The sequence below is a fragment of the Pedobacter foliorum genome, from assembly GCF_013266735.1.
GTDB classification, from domain to species: Bacteria; Bacteroidota; Bacteroidia; order Sphingobacteriales; family Sphingobacteriaceae; genus Pedobacter; species Pedobacter foliorum.
Map to the genome: position 1 here is coordinate 90,217 of NZ_JABSNU010000008.1, position 19,381 is coordinate 109,597.

14 protein-coding genes are annotated in these 19,381 nt (G+C 37.1%); 9 read left to right on the forward strand and 5 right to left on the reverse strand.

Going from position 1 to position 19,381, the window contains the following annotated elements:
• The first annotated feature begins 171 nt into the window (after positions 1-171).
• Positions 172-1,323, forward strand: a complete 1,152-nt coding sequence (locus HQN83_RS16475) for an acyltransferase (RefSeq protein ID WP_173091422.1) — start codon at positions 172-174, stop codon at positions 1,321-1,323.
• Between the two features lie 7 nt (positions 1,324-1,330).
• Here the strand turns inward: HQN83_RS16475 and HQN83_RS16480 are convergent, their stop codons facing one another.
• Both HQN83_RS16480 and HQN83_RS16485 read right to left on the reverse strand, forming a co-directional pair.
• Positions 1,331-2,863: a PH domain-containing protein gene (locus HQN83_RS16480; RefSeq protein WP_173091423.1), complete on the reverse strand. Its 1,533-nt coding sequence runs from the start codon at positions 2,861-2,863 to the stop codon at positions 1,331-1,333.
• 2 nt (positions 2,864-2,865) lie between these two features.
• Positions 2,866-3,381 carry a PH domain-containing protein gene (locus tag HQN83_RS16485; RefSeq protein WP_173091424.1) on the reverse strand — a complete coding sequence of 172 codons (516 nt, stop codon included), beginning with the start codon at positions 3,379-3,381 and terminating at the stop codon, positions 2,866-2,868.
• Positions 3,382-3,756: 375 nt separating this feature from the next.
• On the opposite strand from HQN83_RS16485, the gene HQN83_RS16490 reads away from it, so the two are divergent.
• Complete coding sequence (locus HQN83_RS16490) at positions 3,757-5,130, forward strand: dipeptidase (RefSeq protein ID WP_173091425.1); 1,374 nt, start codon at positions 3,757-3,759, stop codon at positions 5,128-5,130.
• Between the two features lie 148 nt (positions 5,131-5,278).
• Here the strand turns inward: HQN83_RS16490 and HQN83_RS16495 are convergent, their stop codons facing one another.
• Together HQN83_RS16495 and HQN83_RS16500 are read right to left on the reverse strand one after the other, a co-directional pair.
• Positions 5,279-6,913, reverse strand: a complete 1,635-nt coding sequence (locus HQN83_RS16495; protein ID WP_173091426.1) for a M56 family metallopeptidase — start codon at positions 6,911-6,913, stop codon at positions 5,279-5,281.
• Positions 6,910-7,284 carry a BlaI/MecI/CopY family transcriptional regulator gene (locus tag HQN83_RS16500; protein ID WP_173091427.1) on the reverse strand — a complete coding sequence of 125 codons (375 nt, stop codon included), beginning with the start codon at positions 7,282-7,284 and terminating at the stop codon, positions 6,910-6,912. Before HQN83_RS16500 ends, HQN83_RS16495 begins: the two co-directional genes overlap by 4 nt.
• A 190-nt stretch (positions 7,285-7,474) precedes the next feature.
• On the opposite strand from HQN83_RS16500, the gene HQN83_RS16505 reads away from it, so the two are divergent.
• Together HQN83_RS16505 and HQN83_RS16510 are read left to right on the forward strand one after the other, a co-directional pair.
• Positions 7,475-8,377 (forward strand): glycoside hydrolase family 25 protein, encoded by a 903-nt coding sequence (locus HQN83_RS16505; RefSeq protein ID WP_173091428.1) that lies wholly within the window; start codon positions 7,475-7,477, stop codon positions 8,375-8,377.
• Between the two features lie 117 nt (positions 8,378-8,494).
• The gene (locus HQN83_RS16510; RefSeq protein WP_173091429.1) at positions 8,495-9,028 is read left to right on the forward strand and encodes an RNA polymerase sigma-70 factor; all 534 of its coding nucleotides are present in this window, start codon (positions 8,495-8,497) and stop codon (positions 9,026-9,028) included.
• A gap of 14 nt (positions 9,029-9,042) precedes the next feature.
• Here the strand turns inward: HQN83_RS16510 and HQN83_RS16515 are convergent, their stop codons facing one another.
• Positions 9,043-11,271 (reverse strand): outer membrane beta-barrel protein, encoded by a 2,229-nt coding sequence (locus HQN83_RS16515; RefSeq protein ID WP_173091430.1) that lies wholly within the window; start codon positions 11,269-11,271, stop codon positions 9,043-9,045.
• Positions 11,272-11,411: 140 nt separating this feature from the next.
• Here HQN83_RS16515 and HQN83_RS16520 point away from each other — a divergent pair, with 140 nt between their 5' ends.
• The 5 genes from HQN83_RS16520 to HQN83_RS16540 all read left to right on the forward strand — a co-directional run bounded on the left by HQN83_RS16520 (position 11,412) and on the right by HQN83_RS16540 (position 19,343).
• Complete coding sequence (locus HQN83_RS16520; RefSeq protein ID WP_173091431.1) at positions 11,412-12,431, forward strand: sensor histidine kinase; 1,020 nt, start codon at positions 11,412-11,414, stop codon at positions 12,429-12,431.
• On the forward strand, positions 12,418-13,134 hold the full coding sequence (locus HQN83_RS16525; protein ID WP_173091432.1) for a LytR/AlgR family response regulator transcription factor: 717 nt from the start codon (positions 12,418-12,420) through the stop codon (positions 13,132-13,134). The genes HQN83_RS16520 and HQN83_RS16525 overlap by 14 nt, the downstream gene beginning before the upstream one ends.
• A gap of 84 nt (positions 13,135-13,218) precedes the next feature.
• Positions 13,219-14,289 carry a FecR family protein gene (locus tag HQN83_RS16530; RefSeq protein WP_173091433.1) on the forward strand — a complete coding sequence of 357 codons (1,071 nt, stop codon included), beginning with the start codon at positions 13,219-13,221 and terminating at the stop codon, positions 14,287-14,289.
• A 195-nt stretch (positions 14,290-14,484) separates the two neighbouring features.
• Entirely contained in the window at positions 14,485-17,856 is a 3,372-nt protein-coding gene (locus HQN83_RS16535) for a SusC/RagA family TonB-linked outer membrane protein (RefSeq protein ID WP_173091434.1), read from the forward strand.
• Positions 17,857-17,861: 5 nt separating this feature from the next.
• On the forward strand, positions 17,862-19,343 hold the full coding sequence (locus HQN83_RS16540; protein WP_173091435.1) for a RagB/SusD family nutrient uptake outer membrane protein: 1,482 nt from the start codon (positions 17,862-17,864) through the stop codon (positions 19,341-19,343).
• Positions 19,344-19,381: the final 38 nt, after the last annotated feature.

A 19,381-nucleotide genomic window follows, 5' to 3' on the forward strand; every position in this document is an offset into this window, starting at 1 on the left:
TTACCAAATATTGAAGAGGTGAACCAAATTTTAGGATATGAAAATGCGACATAGTGTCTTAAAATGAGACCAAATGTGGAATAAATGAGATTTTATAGGTCATTTAGATTTAATAGATTAACTACTTTTGACAATAGGTTGCCAAATTAAACCAACACACAACTTTATTTTATGAGTTCAATTTCTAATCCAATCCCCGAACGCATCGTTTGGGCGGATGTACTTCGCTTTATTGCTATGTTTATGGTAATAAGTGTGCATTGTACTGATCCCTTTAACATATCTCCTGCAGCGAGGTTAAATCCTGAATATAATTTCTGGGGCACAATTTATGGATCTGTTTTAAGACCATGCGTTCCATTGTTTGTGATGCTTACCGGGATGTTGTTGTTACCTGTAAGACAGGAGATAGGGCCCTTTTATAAGAAAAGATTAACGAGAGTAATATATCCTTTTTTAATCTGGTCTGTTCTTTATAGTTTGTTTCCATGGTTTACAGGCGTTCTTGGCCTTGAACCATCTGTTATCACTAAGTTTTTTGTTTATGCAGGCGATTCGCCATCACAAGCTTTTAGCGATAGTTTGCACAATATTTTAATGATTCCATTCAATTTTACACCTTTAAGTACCCACATGTGGTACATATATATGTTGGTTGGATTATATTTATTTATGCCAATCTTTTCTGCCTGGATAAAGGAAGCTACCGATAAGCAAAAGAGAATGTACCTGTATTTTTGGGGAGCCACGCTTTTTATGCCATATCTACATGAATATGTAGCTAAATATATGCTGGGTTCTTGTCCATGGAATGGGTCGTTTGATATGCTTTATTATTTTGCGGGTTTTAACGGGTACCTGCTTTTAGGCCATTATTTATCGAAGGGCAACGATTGGAGTATCTCAAAAACATTGCTGATTAGCGGGGCTTTATTTGCAGTGGGTTATGCCATTACCTATGTTGGCTTTGGTAAGATGGTGGCCGATCCTAAATCAACCGAAGAGCAGATTGAATTGTTCTTCCTTTACTGTACTCCAAACGTGTTTTTAATGACCATTTCGGTTTTTCTGGTAGCTAAGAAGATTAGAATTAGCAGCCCATTCTGGATTAATGTTTTTGCTAATCTTACTAAATTTGGCTTTGGAATTTATATGGTTCATTATTTCCTGGTAGGACCAAGCTTTATGGTCGTAGATTTCCTTAAGGTTCCAATTCCTATCCAGATTCCTGTAGCGGCGAGTATTACTTTTGCTGGTGCATGGTTGTTTACCGCGCTTGTTTATAGGATATTACCGATAAAAGCTAAATGGATAATGGGTTAATCTTTAATTACATCCAATCCTTTTTGGAGACCTCGATTTTATAGGTCCAATAATTTACCAAACTTTTAATATGGGTGTAATTCCCGTATTTGAAATGAATTACACCGGCTGCAGTGTGGATGATCAAATGACCGACATCTGCAGCCTTATGCCAGAAATACTGTTTGGCTGTTATTGCCTGAATCTTATGGGGTTCAATGATTTCATGTTCTACATCCCAAATGCCGCTTCTTTTAATGATGAAATTCTCATCAACATATAATCTATGTCGTCTGAATTCGAAATACAGCATTACACCAACTACCATTATATATGGTATAATTATTAATAAGTAATTTCTTAAAATTGGAAGGGCATAAGTGCTTAGTAATACAAATACTGCAATTGGAAACGCAATCCATATCATAGTTTGTAAAAAGATGAACCGGTAATTTGGCTTTAGTTCTGCACCGTTTACTGGAACCTGACCAAGGATCATATTTAAAACCTCATCACGTTCTAACTCATTGCAACCGGGGATTTCAATGTCGGATTTTTTGCTGTCCTCTTTATCAGCAGAATCAAAAGAAGCCTGCTTTATTTTCATGTTCAGCAGATCGAACTTCTTTTGGAAATAGTTCTGACTGTAGGCGCTTAACTGTACTTTATTCGGGGTTAATAGTACGTTTTTATGGGTAAACAATCCTGAACTTATGGCAAGAGCCCTTTTTTGTTTAATGATCTTGAAGTTGAAATACTTTATAAATGTCCTTATAATATTAGTGCCTAAAATGATGATTATGGCAAATATTGCCAGAAAACACATGGAGAAAAAGGTGATGCCCTGGTTCAGCATTTGAGTAAACTGTTCGCGCTCAATCTCTAAGGCATCGGTGTAATCCTTAAACAATTGAAGTGTTCCGAAAATAAAACCAGTTAATAATAATAGACTGGCCCCATAATTAGAGGTTATACCAATTTTAAGTAAGGTATTGGTGCTTAATTTAAGAAGGGGTGAAGTGATTTCTACGGTCTTGTCACTTATTTCTGGACTGGTATTCTCTTCTTCTACCTGATCGCGACTAAGTAGTTTTTGCTTAAGTATGGTAGCTGTGGCATGATCAATAGCTTTTATTGTAGCCTCTTTCTTTTCGCTTCCCGCGGTATCAATTTCCAGACTATAAACTCCAACTACTTGCTGCAATAGATTTTGATTTATATTAACCTGTTGGATCTTATTCAGTTGAATGGTTAGGGATGTTTTGCTGAAAATGCCACTATTTATGATGAATTCCTGTTTCTTCTCATCCAGAAAAAAGGTGAATTTTTGGTAGCTGAAATAGGCATAGAATGCAAGGACGATGGTTAACAGACATAGCGAAACAATAAGAATCATTGCTAAATGCCCAGAATCCTTTGATTTAACTATAATCAAGATAAGGGGAAGCGCCAAAGCTCTTACTATTTTTTGAAAGCCATTGGCAAACATGATGATAATGCCTGCTGCTGATTGCTTTCGGGGCTCAGAAAAATCGTATTCCCTGTTAGTTGCTTCGGACATCGTTAATCAGCTTCATTTATTTGTTTCATGAGTAATTCTTTAATGCTTTTGGCTTTCTCGATTTCAATTCCGGGAATATGTAAGCTACCGGAGCTACCACCTGCGGTGAAAATTCTTAATTCGCCTAGTCCGTATATTCTGGAAAACAAGCCTTCATCTAAAGCAATATGTTGTATTCTGGAGAAAGGAACTACAGTAGTAGATAGGGCTATGATTCCACTGGTGTACATAATGTCTTTTTCCCTAACTGCAAATCCCCTTTTTTTAAGGCTAGCACGGTAAAGAGTTATCATTAACAAGGCAAAAACAACATAAATCCCTAGTATTATATATAGGTATGCTCTTATATCAGCATTAAATATTAACACTGCTGTAATTCCAATACCAACAATTAGTAAAAAGATAAAGATATTTATCAGCATTACATTCCAATACTTCTGGCTTAGGGAATTTAACGGTACTTCTTCATACTTCGGTAATGATCCGGTATCTAATGTTTCATTGGTAAATTCCTTCATTCCTGCGTTTTTGATGTGCTGAACGAAGTTAAGGAATTATTTGACTAGAGTAGTATGGTTATCTTTTACCTTGTATAATAATTATTGGTATAAATTTAAAAATAGTTCTTGCTAATTTGTAACGGAATAGTTACCTTTATCGTGAGAGCGTTAATTTAAGGGGGTAAGTCTTAGGATTTATCCCTTTTCTTTTTGCCGCCATTCTAAAGTCGGCAATCCAAAGTCTAAAATAGAGTACGCTGAGTACCATCAACTGGTATAATTTAATTAGTTTTGCTACCACAAAATAAGGACTAATAATGGCTTATTTTTCTATAAAATAACCTAAAAGTGCTTTAAACTAACTTAATAAAAATTCGTAAAAACTAATCTGTTATGCAAGAAATCAAAAAATATGTTGAAGAAAACAAGCAACGCTTTTTAGATGAGTTGTTTGAATTGTTACGTTTCCCGTCGGTTAGTGCTGATCCAAAATATAAAGGAGATGTACTAAAAACTGCCGATTATGTTGCTCAAAAACTTAAAGATGCTGGTGCCGATAAAGTAGAGATTTGTGAAACAGCAGGCTATCCAATCGTTTACGGTGAGAAAATTGTTGATGAGAGTCTTCCTACAGTATTAATTTACGGGCACTATGATGTGCAGCCGGCAGATCCGTTGGAATTATGGAAAACTCCTCCGTTTGAGCCTACAATACGTGATGGAAAGATTTATGCTCGTGGCGCTTGTGATGATAAAGGTCAGTTTTACATGCATGTAAAAGCTTTTGAATTGATGATGAAGACCAATACCCTGGCATGTAATGTTAAATTCATGATTGAGGGTGAGGAGGAAGTAGGCTCAGCAAATCTTGGCATTTTTGTAAATGCTAATGTAGAGCGTTTAAAAGCTGATGTGGTGTTGATTTCTGATACATCAATGATTAGTATGGAAAACCCTTCAATTGAAACCGGATTACGTGGTTTAGCCTATATGGAGGTTGAAGTTGTTGGTCCTAACCGTGATTTACACTCAGGTGTGTATGGTGGTGCTGTAGCAAATCCAATTACTATATTGTGCAAAATGATTGCTTCATTACATGATGAGAACAATCACATTACTATACCAGCTTTTTATAATAAAGTGGTTGAGCTTACTGATGGGGAGAAGACAGCTTTAAACTCGGCTCCATTTGATTTGCAAGAATATAAAAAAGACCTTGAAATTGATGCTGAGTGGGGGGAGAAAGGTTATTCGACATTAGAGCGTACAGGAACCAGACCTACTTTAGAGGTAAATGGTATTTGGGGTGGTTATATAGGAGAGGGTGCTAAAACTGTACTTCCGTCAAAAGCGAATGCTAAAATTTCTATGCGTTTGGTGCCTCACCAAAGTTCAGATGAAATAGCGGAGATCTTTACCAAACATTTCGAAAGCATTGCTCCTGATTATGTTAAGGTTAAAGTTACTGCACATCATGGCGGTGAACCAGTAGTAACACCTACTGATAGTATAGCTTATAGAGCTGCTGAACAGGCTATTGTTGATTCTTTTGGCAAAAAACCAATCCCTACACGTGGCGGAGGAAGTATTCCAATTGTTGCATTGTTTGAAAGTGCTTTAGGTATTAAATCTGTGCTTTTTGGCTTTGGTTTGGATAGCGATGCCCTACACTCGCCAAATGAGAAATATGATATTTATAACTATTACAAAGGAATTGAAACATTGCCTTTGTTCCATAAGTACTTTGCGGAATTGAGTAAAGGGTAGTTGCCTTTTGACTTCGGTCCGCCTATTTAATAAAAACACCAATATTCCTTCTCTCCTCACAGCAGTGAAAAACTGCTGCGCATGTCGATCAGGAACATTGGTGTTTTTATTTATAGTGCTTTATCCTAAGACTGATTTTATTTAATCTTTAGTGTCCGGCTAGTATCTTCGTAACGATAACAATTAGCCCTTTTCTGGCACTTTCATTGTATTCAGTAACAGCCTTGTCTCCCTTAAATACACGAATTGTTTTTAGACCTCTTGGGTATATTACCTCATCAAGTTTAAATCCATTTTTGGTTTTTTTGTAACTTGCTTCCTTACCGTCAACAAGAATTACAGGGTCTGTAAGCGGAGTTCCAGCTAGGTAGTTCACAATTTTTCCAGCTTCTTCTTTTGTCTCATCCTGAGCGATAAACATTGGCAGTTGTTTAGTATATCCACCAAATAACATGTTTGCTTTACTATTTAATAATTTTTTGTCGCTTGGATATTTATCCTCGTTACCTGAATAGATGAAGCCTTTATAGAAATGATATGTGCCTTTTGTCAGTGATACTGTATCATTAAATTCGTTAAGGTAAGCCAAATATTCATCCTGCCATTCAAAATTATCAGATTCTAACATTTTAAAATTACCAGCTTTCTTATTCTCATTAACCTCAAAGGATATAATGATTATGCCCTCCTTGAAGTTTCGGCCAGTTCCCTCCCTTTTGAAATTGTGGGTATAATCACTCAGGTTAATCGGAATATCTTGGCGACGAGATTCTAACTCCTTTAATTGTGAAGCATTGTTTTTTTTCTTCTTATTTTTCATCTTAAGAGCAGAGGTAGTCTCGATCTCGCGCTTTAAATTCCCGATTGGATTGATGTCGGTTTTGGGATGATTTATAATGATTGGGACTACCTTGTCGGTAATCTTAGTGATGATTTTCGCTTCAGCACCGGTGGCTGATGAAAAAATAACCATACCTGCAAAAAGAGGTACTGAGAGCCCATACTTCAGTATGGCAACCTTACGAGATTTTGTTTTGTGTAACATAATGATTCTCCTTTTTAATAATGATTGATTATAAAAACTGTTTGTTAATTGCTGAGGTTGGGTATCAAAAACATTGGAGACCAGCAAGAGCGCATATGCTGATTTACTTTCCAATGTTGAGGCGGCAGTTTCGTCTGCAATAAATTCATGTATATTTTTAACAGCATTTTTATAGAGGTAGGCGATAGGATTGAACCAGTTCATAGCGGTAAAAAGCTCAAAGAAAATCACATCGGCAGAGTGCCATTGTTTTGCATGTACCAGCTCATGTTTCATGATGGTTTCCTGACCTTCTAATTCATTATCTACAGAAATCGTATTAAAAAAGCTAAATGCTTGTCTCTTACTACCTCGTTTTAAAATTTGGTTTAGTAGATAGAGCTTTCTTAAAAAATTGATCAAAAAGATCGCGGTTACCAAGCCGTAGATTATCAAAAACCATTCTACTGCGGACAGGGAAGATTCTTCTGCTTTAAGTGTTGTTATAATAGTGGTCGTTTGGGAGACTGTAACCGCAGCTTCTATGTTTTGAGCTAATTGCTGTACCTTTTCAGTAACAAATAGTTCCTTTATCCAATCTGCACGTAAAAGCGGAATAAAAAGAGCGAGTGCAGCTGAACCAACCAAATAGAAGCGGTTTAGCCTAAAGAAAGTCTCATTACGAAGTAATACAAGATAAAAAAGATAAAAGAGGAGCAGGTAGAGATTTACCTGCAAGAGGTAGGTTAGGGCGTTCATTTTTGGTTCTTTTTAAGGTCTTCAATTAGTTTTAGTATTTCATCAGCTTCTTTTAAGTCTACCTTTTCTTGCTTTAGAAAGAAGGAAAACATCTTTTCAACAGAATTACCGAAATAGCTATTCAACAATTTGCCTGTAGCAAATTCCTTATACTCATCTATACTGATAATAGGGAAGTACCGATGAGTAGTGCCAAATGCCTCATGATTTACAAAACCCTTACCTTCTAATATTCTGATGATTGTAGATACTGTTGTGGTTGCAGGCTTGGGATCTGGAAGGTATTCTATTACATCCTTTACAAAAGCTTGTTTAAGTTCCCATAGCACTTGCATGATCTGTTCTTCTGCCTTGGTCAATTCTTTCATCATTGGAGCTGGTATAAATATATTTGGTTAACATTTAATTTTAATCCTAATTCAATGTATTAAAACATAGTGGGTTAGAATATAAATCTAATATAGAACTAATATTTTAGTTGCGCAACTAAAATATTAGTTTCTTCAAATATTTTTTTTACAGCCATCCAAAATTGGCTATATAATGTATTTTTGCAGCATCATGCCGCCAGCACAAAGAAAAACACCTGTTTCGCAAAAGACAGCCATTCCCCGAAAAACTACTGTACCGCGTAAAAAAGCTGCTCCAAGAAAAAAGCAAGTGAAGAAAAAGCCCTGGTCTATGCAGGTTAAGTTCTTGCTTGTGGTCGTATTGCTTGTTCTACTGTCTCCTTTTTATTATGCCTATATTATTAGAGGGTTTACTTCAACATGGAGGTGGCTAAAGGATCTGGGAGAGGATCCTGCTTATCGTACTTATAGGAGTTTTAATATCCGGATACCAAAGAATTACAATATACATGGCATAGATGTTTCTTATTATCAGGGTAAAATTGATTGGAAAAGGGTTAGGGCAATGGAAGAAGATGACGTGCGCGTACACTTTGCATTTATAAAGGCTACAGAAGGGATGCTGAGTGTTGATCCTTACTTTCAACGAAACTGGCGTGAAGCAGCTAAGGTAGGTATTGTCTGTGGAGCATACCATTTTTTCAGACCCCAGAAATCTGGTAGCTGGCAGGCTAAGTTCTTTCTGCAAACGGTAAAATTTGAAGCTGGTGATCTTCCTCCAGTTGTTGATATTGAACAATTAAATGGGACTTCTCCTGCTAATATGAGAGCTCAATTAAAGGAGTTTGTTTCTTATGTAGAAAAGAAAGAGCAAGTGAAGCCGATTATTTATACCGGTTTGTCATTTTACAACGATTATCTTAAAGGGTATTTTGATGATTATCCTTTATGGATTGCACATTATCACCAACCTAAGCTTAAAGTTAATGATGCCACTAAATGGTTCTTTTGGCAGCATTCTGATAAAGCCAGAATCTCTGGCATTAACCATGCGGTGGATTTTAATGTTTTTAAAGGTGACAGTACCACTTTTACACAAATGTTGATTAAATAAAATTCTTTCTGAGTTTAGAAAGCTTTCTTTTATCATAAAGAAAAATAAGTGCAGATATAAAAATATATTGAATCATTATTTCTAATATTACTAAAAATTAGTTTTAAATATTGGGATATGCAGGAGCTGGTCATTCGCATTCGGGAAAATGAGGACGAATCTGCATTTAATGAGCTTTATGAGAGGTATGCACATAAGTTTTTCCAATTCGCACAATCATTTGTGGGAGAGCGAGAGATTGCCGAAGAAATTGTAAATGATGTATTGGTAAAGCTTTGGATGGAACGTAATAAAAACCTGCACATTAAAAATATGCAGGTTTATCTTTATGCATCCATCAAGAATGGCTGTTTAAATCATTTGCGTAGTGTATCTTCAAAAAAAAATAATGAGATTAAGGTAACTGAGGCTTATTACTTCCATCTGTCTATAGATCCATCTCAAATACTGATTAGTAAAGAACTATCTGACAATATGCTAAAGGCTATCAATGAACTACCTGCCAGATGCAAACTCATTTTTAAAATGGTAAAGGAAGACGATCTCTCTTGTAAAGAGGTGGCGACTATCCTTGGGTTATCCGACAAGACCATTTTTGCACAACTATCTATTGCGCTTAAAAAATTAGACTCAGCAATTCACAGTAAATAGATATTAAAGTAATACTACGGTGTTGTAGTCAGCACGCGGTTTTGTTCATCCATGGCACCGTTCCTGTCCCTAAGCCTTTTATTATCCTTTGCATTTTTACTGATCTTGTAACTGAAAGACAGGATTACCGTCCTGCTGTCTCCACGGTTTTTATAACTGGCACCAGATCCTGCTACATTTATGATTTTTCCACGGGTAATTGCTGAATAAAACAAATCGCTGCCGCTGATGCCAATTGAGCCATTTCCTTTAAACAATTGTTGTTTAATGCCGGCTCGCCATGCCATTATTCCCTTAGTTGTATTCTGTCCTGAAAATGATCTACCCCCCCAGTTCATAACTAGTTCTGCTGTGCAACTTTTGCTGATCGCAAAATGATTGAACCAGTTGAATGAATACGCAAAAAATGTGGTGTCTATACGTTTATCATCCAAAAGCACGTTCATATGAATCCGTTCTGGGTTTATCGAAAAATCAGCATTCCACCATTTAAATACGTCTTTATTATAGGTTACCATTATTCCGGCAATCTGGAGGTTACCGGTATTCTCTAGGCGTTTTACATACACGTCATTCATAGGCCGAATTACGGATCCGCTGATGTTGGACAGGTCGGAGTAATATAGTATCGTGTTCAGTTGCTCTTTGAATACATGTGTAAACTCAAATGTATTTGTAAAATCGGGTTTTAAAAATGGATTTCCTACTACTTGATTGTAACGCTGCACCAACGAAAGGAAGGGGTTAAGACGATCATATCCAGGACGCCCAATTCGTCTGCCATAACTGAAAAAAAACTGGTTGGTATTTGTGGTGTCTGGTTTAAAAGAGATAAACAGTGTAGGGAAAGCATTTAGATAACTTCGGTGGAAGGAAGAGTCGGCAACCATAGCATTTCCAAGCTGGTGCCCATTAGATTGTGTATGCTCCGCTCTTAAACCAGCCTTTACTCCAAATTTGCCAATTTCTTTAAATCCTTCCAGGTAAGCTGCAGAGATCGTTTCCTTATAATAGAATTGGTTGCTGCGGTTATAGTCAACTTGCTCAGCGAGCTCTTCGCCCGTAAAATAATTGGCTTTGTTGTCCGTGCTAACTTTGCTGATTTTTAGGCCCATATTGAGCTTGATCCTGTTTTTTAGCGGTATGGCTAAATCTGTCTTTGCCGAATAGATATTGATTTGCCTCGGTAACATACCGCGTATCCTTTCTTTATTCAATAGTTCACCCTGTGGAGTAAATGTGTGGTTACTAAATATCTGGTCAATTTGTGTATGGTATTGGCCATAATCCAGATCTACACCCAGTTCTGTACCTAGTGAATCAAACTGGTGTACCATATTCAAATTCATCAGTTGGTTTCGGAATTTATTATTGGCGTCATTTGCCGAGAAGATTGAAGAATCCAGCTGATGCGCAGCATTGAAAATCCTGTTGCGGTTTTCTCCTCGCTCAGTTACTGAATTCCTGGTAGCGTTTGCTATAAATCCAATAGTGGTCTTCTTGTTGAGGTAATAATCTGCTCCAAGTTTGATGTTTCCATTACTGCGGGTATAAACGATTTCACTTTCTTGATCTAATGTTGTCATGGGTGTTCCATCAGGGTTCAGAAAACGCCTGAGGGACGAGGCATTTTCGAAGTCTTTGGGACTACCGGCCCCGACATTGGCGAACAGGTTTAGCTTACCTACCCTATAGTTCATATTTAAAGAGCCGTTCGCTTTTCGATAGACGCCTGTTCCCAAATTACCGGATAGGGAAGCATTATATCCTGGTTGGTTGTTTTTTTTGGTAATAATATTAATCACTCCACCACTGCCTGCTGCATCATATTTGGCAGGCGGATTGGGCATTAACTCGATCTTGTCTAGCAGGTCGGTTGGCAGGGACTTAAGATAAGCGGCAAGGTCTGCACCTGATAGGTAAGTTGGTTTACCATCTACATAAATGGTTGCACCTTTACCCATCAGGTTAATGTTTCCATCATCGTTTACGCGCAGTCCGGGCAACCGTCCTAGCAAATCAAAAGCATCGATTCCTGCAGTGCTAATGAAACCCGAAACGTTGACTATTGTCCGATCTATTTTTCGTTCTATCATTTTTTTTCGGGTATTGATGATGACCTCTTTTAGTAGTTTCGTTTTAGTTACCGTGTCCTTTTTCAAAGTATCATTCTGTGTTTTTTTGTCTTGTGCCTTTGTAGTAAGAGCCCCGATAAAGAAGAAGAGAATAAAGTATTTTTTCATAGCTAATTTATATGGTTATTCTGTCCAAATTACTTTTGATGAGGTGTTGTAAAGAGTATAATCGTTGAACCCTTGAATCACCTCGATCAACGCCTGAAAATTCACAGTTTATTTTTTAGTAAATAATGTAGTTTTGAATTATGAAGAAGAAGACAGGGATACTAGTTGTTGCTTTCCTGGTGTTTTACAGTATGATACATCTTGGGTGGTATTTGCCAGATCTTTACAATGGCAAATTTAGCCTGGTAGATGAGCGAAGTTATGATGTGCGTTTAGCTAGTTTAGTGGTTGATGTAATACTGTCTTTTCTGTTTGTCTGGAGTACTTACTATACTTTATATATATTCTATCCCGTAAGAAAATATTTGCTCCTGGCAGTTACCTTAATTGCTACTTTCATCGCTTGCTTCATCATCAGTTATATAGGCTCCCGATGGTTTTCAGAGGATCATGTCCGTTTATCGCAGTTTTTTAGGGGGCAAATTTTGTACAGTGCCTTCTATGTGGTTTTTGCTATGGTGTTTTATTTTGTGCAATATGCACAGTTTAAGGAATTGCGGGAACGGGAGCTGGCTGTTCAAAACCGGGATTCGTCGCTGGCTTTTCTCCGTTCGCAAATTAATCCTCATTTTTTATTCAATAACCTTAATAATATCTATTCATTAGTCTACCATCAATCAGATCAATCTTTGGCAGCTATTTCCGGCTTATCGGAATTACTGCGATATATGTTGTATGATACCAGTGAGACAATTAGTTTGGAAAAGGATGTTTATTATCTGGAAAAATATATTGAATTAGAGCAGTTACGCTTTGAAAAACCTTGTAAACTCAATTTTAACTATACTAGCACTTCTTTGGTTCAATTGCCTCCATTTTTGCTCATCCCTTTTATAGAAAATGCATTTAAGCATGGAGCAATTGCTTATGACCATGCCTGGCTGGACGTCAGTATCTGTACTACACCTGATCGTGGGATGATTTTTAGCTGTACCAATGATATTGGTGTAAAGAACAAAGATCATGTCGGAGGAATAGGGATTGAAAATGTCCGTAAGCGCTTAGAGTTACTTTATCCCGGTAATCACCGTTTGGATATTGAAGATGAGGATAATACCTTTAAGGTCGAATTGAAATTGGGTGCATATGAAAACCGTTAATTCCATATCCTGCGTTGTTGTAGACGATGAATTTCCAGCGGTGAAGTTGTTGGCAGACTATGTGCAAAGAAGTAGCGGACTTGAGCTGCTACTCAAAACAACTTCTGCACTGGAGGCTCTTGGCTTCATCAATGATAATCAGGTCGACCTGGTTTTTATGGACGTGCAAATGCCTGAACTTAGTGGCATGGAGTTGATGAACATCATCAAAAGCTCAAATACTAAAGTTATTCTCACAACGGCCTATTCAGATTATGCTGTGGCAGGATATGAGCAAGATGTGGTAGATTACCTACTTAAGCCCATTACTTTTGAGCGCTTCCTGATGTCAGTCAATAAAGCCCGGGCACGCATATCCAATGAAAAAGCGATCACGATGCAAAGTCAGGTAGCAATCCCCTTATATATTTTTTTAAAAACGGAATACCGTATCCAAAAGGTTTCCCTCGCTTCAATTCAATATATCGAAGGACTTGGTGATTACATTAACCTGCACACTACGAACGGAAAAATTCTATCTCTGGAGCGTATGAAGAATATAGAAGAAACTCTTCCTCCAAGTTTTCTTCGGATTCATAAGTCTTATATCATCAATATCGACCAAATTGACTTTATAGAAAAAGGTCGCATCATCATCAATAAAGAATATCTTCCTATTGGCGACTCTTATAAAGAGAAAGTAAAACGCCATTTAGGTTTATAGTCGCAGCGGAGAAAAAATATTTTTATTTCTTTTAGGAATATCGATGTACTCAGGTGTCTTTACCTTAGAACACTATTTATACATATGATAAAATCCAGGTTTATTGAATTAATGGCTAAAAGCATATCTAAATCTGCAACAGTAGAAGAATTAGATGAGCTCGAAGTTTTTTTTGTTCATTTTCCGGAATATAGAAAGATGCAGGCTTTTACCGATGCATTAACAACAGAGGAAAAACAATCTGATACTTTAGTTAAGCAAAAGGTTATTAATAAAAAGATTGATGGCCTTTGGGATAGAATCAGAGTAGAAGAAAGTATTGTAATGCCTGTTAAAGAGGCAAAGATAATGCCTTTAATGTATTGGAAATGGATAGCTGCGGTATTAATTGTGGGTGTCTTAGCTGTATTCTTCTACGTAAGAAAGCCAACTGCTCCAGATCAGTTTGCAGGTTCAGAAATGCATCGGATCGACGTTCCTTTTGGGAAAACCAAAGAATTGAAATTGTCGGACGGTACAAAAGTTAAATTGAATGCCGGAAGTACATTTATTTATCCGGAAGTGTTTTCAGCAACAAGCAGGGAGGTTAGTCTTAAAGGGGAAGGTTTTTTTCAAGTAGAAAAAAATCCGAAAAGACCGTTCCTGGTACATACAGAAAAGTTTATTGTAAAGGTATTGGGTACTGTCTTTAATGTTAAGGCTTATTCAACGGATAAAAAGACAGAAACCACATTGCTTAGTGGGAAAATTCTGGTTGAATTAAATGATAAGCCTGAAAAGAAGATTGTAATGCTACCCAATGAAAAGCTCACTGTTGCTAATGATTTAGATCATGGTGCAAAGACTAATACAAAAGAAGCTGTGCTGGAATATCAACTGGAAAGGTTATCCGAAGCCAATACGCAGGATGTTAAAGAGATCGCCTGGTTAAGCAATAAAATGATTTTTACGAATGAGAATTTTGAAGAGGTTGCTAAGCAGATAGAAAGGCGATTTGATGTGAAAGTTGCATTTGACGATGAAACCTTGAAAAAAGAGGAGATCAGTGGGGTGTTCGAAGAAGAATCACTAGAACAGGCACTCTCATTGATAAAAATGACTACACCATTTAAGTTTAGAAAAGACAAGGGAGTGATCCATCTCTCTGCACCATAAACGCTAATAATTAACCAATAATAAAAAACCAAATTAAACTAAAAATGAAGAAATTTTATCTGACCGATTCCTGAAGATCCGCAAATAAATAAGGGAAGAATTGCAGTTCTTCCCCTTAAAAATCCGGATTTAATTCACAAGAGTAAGCGTTGTAAATGGACTTACTCTATTCCTTAATTTTCAAAAACAAATGTAATGAAAAAGATTACAAAAGCTTTTGCGTGGCTTTATATGCAACCACCTTTTAAAACAATTTTGCTAATGAAAGGAGCATTATTACTAATTATGTTCACCTGTTTACAGGTTTCGGCGAATGTTTACTCTCAGGAAAAGTTCTCACTTGATTTAAAACAGACAGAAGTAAGTAACATTCTGACAAAAATTCAAAAACAAAGTAATTATCGATTTTTTTACAATTACTCCAGCATTAAGAAACTGGGTAAGGTAAATCTGCAGGTAAAAGATGCGAGTATCCACGCAATTCTGGAAGCACTAATGGGCGATAAATTGCCTTATAAAATAGCAGATGACCACGTGGTCATCATCTATGAAGCCGGTGCCCCTGCAGCTCAAGCTCTTATAAAAGGTAAAGTTGTTGATTCAAAAGGAGAAACCCTTATAGGGGTTAGCGTTAAATTGCAAGGAACTAATATTGGTGCTACAACCGATGTTAATGGTGAGTTTGTAATTAATGCTCCTGAAAATGGGATTTTAGAATTCAGTTATGTTGGCTATGAAAAACAGACTGTTCAGTTAACAGGGAAACCTAATTTGACCATTACTATGGTTGAAACCAACTCTAACTTAGATGAGATAGTAGTTGTAGGTTATGGTACCTCTAAAAAAATTGACGTTACCGGGTCAATAGCAAGTATTAAAGGTAGTGATATTCAGAATTTACCTGTAAGCACAGTAGCCCAGGCATTAGATGGAAGAGCAACAGGTGTTAGTATTGTACGTAATGATGGATCACCTGGGGCAGCGCCAAGTATTCGTATTAGGGGTACAGGTACTATAAATAATGCCAATCCATTGGTGGTAATTGATGGGGTACCTTCAACAAATCCGGATGCATTGAGTGATGTGAATCCAAATGATATCGCTTCTGTTGATATATTAAAGGATGCATCATCAAGTGCTATTTATGGAACAAGAGCAGCCAACGGGGTTATTTTGGTAACCACCAAGAAAGGCAGCTATAGTCAGAAATTAGCTACATCCATCAATGCATACACAGGAGTTTCTAAATCGACTAAATATATTGACTTGCTAACTGCACCTGATTTGTATAAGCTTAAAAGAGAAAGATATACTAATGATGGGGTTGCAATTGAAGCGCCTTGGGAGGATGCTTACTACGCTACTCAACGCACAGATTGGCAGAAAGCCATACTGGGCAGTGGAAAAGTAAGCAATATTGATGTTAACCTTCAGGGAGGTAATGATGTTTCTACTTACTACTTCTCCACTTCTTTTTATGATGAAAAAGGTATTATTGATCAATCTTATTTTAAGCGTTTTAGTACCCGTATTAATTCAGAGCACAAAATTAAACCCTGGTTGAAAGTAGGCCAAAACCTTCAGTTAACTTATGTAGAAAACAATGGTTTTAATAACAGTAGCTCTCAGACTGGACTACTCTTTTCAGCATTGAGGTTTAATCCTGCTATTCCTACTGTGAACGATGATGGAACATATGGAACATCAAAGGCTTTTGCTAATCAGTTGGGTGATATTAATAATCCTTACTCAACAATTCATCAGGCTGATGCTTATAACCGTAAATATAGGGCTATAGTTAATGTGTTTGCCGAAATTCCTATTTATGAAGACCTAAAATTCCGCGCTAATTATGGTTTTGATGGTACAATTGGTCGTACTTATTCATTTAATATAGAAGACCAAAACCAAGCTAGACAAACTACAAGTTCAACGTTAACAGAAGGAGAGTCGGATAATTACTCACAATTGCTCGATCTTGTTCTTACCTATGACAAAGTAATCAGTAAAAGCCACATTACTTTTATGGGTGGATATTCCAATCAAAGTTATAGAGGAAGCTTTTTCTCAGCCGGAAGAGTAGGCTATGATGATACCTCAAAAGGTCAGCGGACTTTAAATAAAGGAAATGCATTTTTAAATGCTGATGGTGGTTATGATGATCCATGGGGTTTGGAATCGGTTTTTGCAAGAGGATTTTATGACTATGATGGCCGTTTTTTAGCAACATTGACTTTCAGAGCAGATGGATCATCAAGATTTGCTGCAGGAAACCGCTGGGGTTATTATCCTGCTTTCTCTTTGGGATGGAGGTTGTCTAATGAGAAATTCATGAAGGATATTACTTGGATCAGTAATTTAAAGTTAACAGGAGGATGGGGTGAGTTAGGTAACCAGAATGTCGACGCCTTTCAGTATGTAAGTAAAATTCTTGTGGGTAATACTTATGGTACAAATGGTTATACTTTTGGAGGCGTTGGCGTTAACGGTGCTGCAGTAATAAAAAGTGCCAATCCGGATATTGCATGGGAGCGGGCTGCAATGACTAATGTGAGTTTGGAAGCCGGGTTTTTAGATAACAAACTAAGTACTACAATCACTTATTTTGATAAAAACACAAAACAAATGCTTGTTCCTGCCTTATTGATAGGAACAACTGGAAAAATACAAGCACCTGATATTAACATTGGGAATATGAACAATAGAGGGATAGAAGCTGAGGTGAATTACCAGTCTGGTGATAGTTTTAAATATTCCTTTGGTGTAAATGGTTCCTTCATTAAAAATAAAGTAACTAAGCTGTATGGTGTAAATGCCTTTATCCCTTCATTAGTGTATGGCCGTTCAAGTCAGGAAATTTCAAGAACTTATGAAGGTCAATCTATAGCTTCTTTTTACGGATGGAAAACCGCAGGACTGTATCAAACTCAAGCTGATGTTGACAATGATCCTTATTTGAAAAATGACTCTAGAAAAGGCAGTATAAAACCAGGAGATGTTCGTTTTGTTGACATTAACGGAGATGGAATAATTGATGGGGGAGATAGAACCTATCTGGGAAATCCTAATCCAAAAGCAACTTTGGGCTTCCAAACCAGTTTGTCTTACAAAGGATTTGACTTAGCAGCAAACTTAACAGGTGTATTTGGGGTGAGTTTATATAATGCCGACAGAATGCAAGGCATAGATCCAACATACTCTTTTAATCTTTATGCAGAATCATTAAATAGGTGGACTGGTCCTGGAACCAGCAATTCAATGCCTCGTATGACACTAGACCGTGCAAACGAGAACTACCGTACTTCTGATCTTTTTGTTGAGAGTGGCAATTATGTTAGCCTGAAAAACTTAACAATCGGCTATACATTGCCTGATTTTATCATTAAAAAAGCCACTTTTAGCAGCTTAAGAGTGTATGTAACTGGTCAGAATTTATTTATGATTACCAATTATTCAGGTTTTACTCCTGAGCTGGGTTATACAGACGGTAACAAACAGAGAGGTGTTGATGTTGCACAATATCCATCTGTACGTTCATTCACATTTGGTTTAACTCTTAAAATCTAATCTCCATGAAAACAAAATATATAATATGTACATGCTTATTTATGGTGGCGGTTTCCACTGCATGTAAGAAAAATCTGGACCTTACTCAAAAAGGTGTTTACAATACAGGTAACTATTTTAGGAACGAAACAGATGCAATAAATACCATTTCCGGTATTTACAATCTATTGGCACAGGAAGATTACATTTCTCATGCTGAGACAACATTTGATGTTGCGTCGGATGATTATTGGCGCTCAGGTGACCATGCTGAGGATGAGGCGATAGAAAATTTAACTTATAATGCTTCAAACGCACAGGTGAATTTTAGCTGGACTTATAAATACGAGATGGTTAATCGTTCAACAAATGCGATTATCAATATTCCGAAAATTACTAGTATCACCCCGTCGATAAAAGATCGCAGTATGGGAGAAGCCTATTTTTTCAGAGCTTTCGGCTACTGGCGGTTAATGGTAATTTATGGTGATGTACCTATAGTTAGTGAGGAGAATTATGCTAAAAGTAACTTTAACCTTCCAAAATCGTCTACTGAAGAGGTTCGTAAACAAATTGAAACAGATCTTTTAAAGGCAATAGACTTGTTGCCGGAGAGTTATGGTGGTTCGGATTTTGGAAGGGTAAGTAAAGGTACAGCCTTAGGATTGCTAACTAAGCTGTATATGTATTGGGAAAAACTACCTGAAGCAATCACTACCGGTGAGAAATTAATTAGCAACAGTAAATATGCTTTGGCAACAACTTATCAGGAAAACTTTACCAGAGCGAATAAGAACAGTACGGAAGTTCTAATGTCAGTACAAGGACTTCAAAATATTCTTTCTAATGATTATACTGTCTATTACATTCCAAGAGCTTGGGGTGGTTATGGATTTAGTCAACCACTTAAAGGGCTTGCGGATGAATTTGAAGCAAATGATTCACGTAAATCTGCTACGCTATTAAGTGTCGGAGATAAGGTGGATTTAGGTGATGGTAAAGGTCTGACTGAGTTTACATCGGATTTATCATCTACTGGTTTTAGTTTTAGAAAGTACGCGGTATTTTTCCCCGCCGGTTCTTCAGAAGGAAATGGTGTAGATCATAATTACGCAGTACCATTAATGCGCTCTTCAGATATCTATCTTTTAGTTGCCGAAGCAAAAATCCGTACACAGGGAGCCGGAGCCGGAGATGCTTTGATTAACCAGGTGAGACGCAGAGCTTCGTTATTATTACCTCCGGTGGTAAATGCAGGTATGACAGAATTGATCCATGAAAGACGTGTGGAATTGGCAGGAGAGGGCGAAAGGCATCAGGATTTAATGAGATGGGATAAAAAGAATTTAGTTGATATTGCTGCAATATATAATCTGGCTAAGTCAAAAGCTCCCGTTGATCAAGGGAAAACAGTGACCTTTATCAGACCAAAGCATTATTATTATCCGATTCCTCAGGTTGAGATTGATAAAAGTAATGGTGTGTTAAAGCAAAATGTAAACTACTAGTTCTACTCATCGTCATCCTGAAATAAATTTGCTTCGCA